Origin of the sequence: Acinetobacter sp. AKBS16 (assembly GCF_002899995.1) — a bacterium.
Taxonomy (GTDB): domain Bacteria; phylum Pseudomonadota; class Gammaproteobacteria; order Pseudomonadales; family Moraxellaceae; genus Acinetobacter; species Acinetobacter baumannii.
On the sequence record NZ_POYH01000082.1, the window covers coordinates 48,793 to 49,247 of the forward strand.

Below are 455 nucleotides of genomic sequence, written 5' to 3' on the forward strand. Positions count from 1 at the left end.
ACGTGAGTGGGCTTGCGAACCAGTCAATTGCAATATCACGGCTATAATCTAGCCCTGTATTTAATTGTGAAAAAATATTTTCGCCCAAGTCATAGTTTGAAGGAGAATTTGGCCCGTAACTTGGATTAATGCCATTGCCTTGTTCTGTGCTGACTTTATTTTGTCCATAGGTTGTATAAAGATCATATTTACCTGACTTCTGCTCTCCTTTTTTAACTCCAACTGTCGTTGCAAAATCATCTACAGTGACCAAGCTCAATGGCGAGCGTCCATCTGGATAACGTTCTTTAAAATAGCTGGATTGATTCAGTACGGTTTTGGTTGTTGGGGGCTCATAAAAGTTTTCCCCTATTGTTTTACGATGGCCATAGCTACTAAAACCATAAAGTGCAACGTCATCTGTCAAAGGCAAATCTAGATTGGCAGTCACATTGATTTGATCTTTTTGTTCAGGG

General features: G+C 39.8%; 1 pseudogene. It reads right to left on the bottom strand.

What is annotated here, in order from left to right:
* Positions 1 to 455 (bottom strand): annotated as a pseudogene (locus tag C1642_RS19655) (TonB-dependent receptor); the annotation flags it as partial.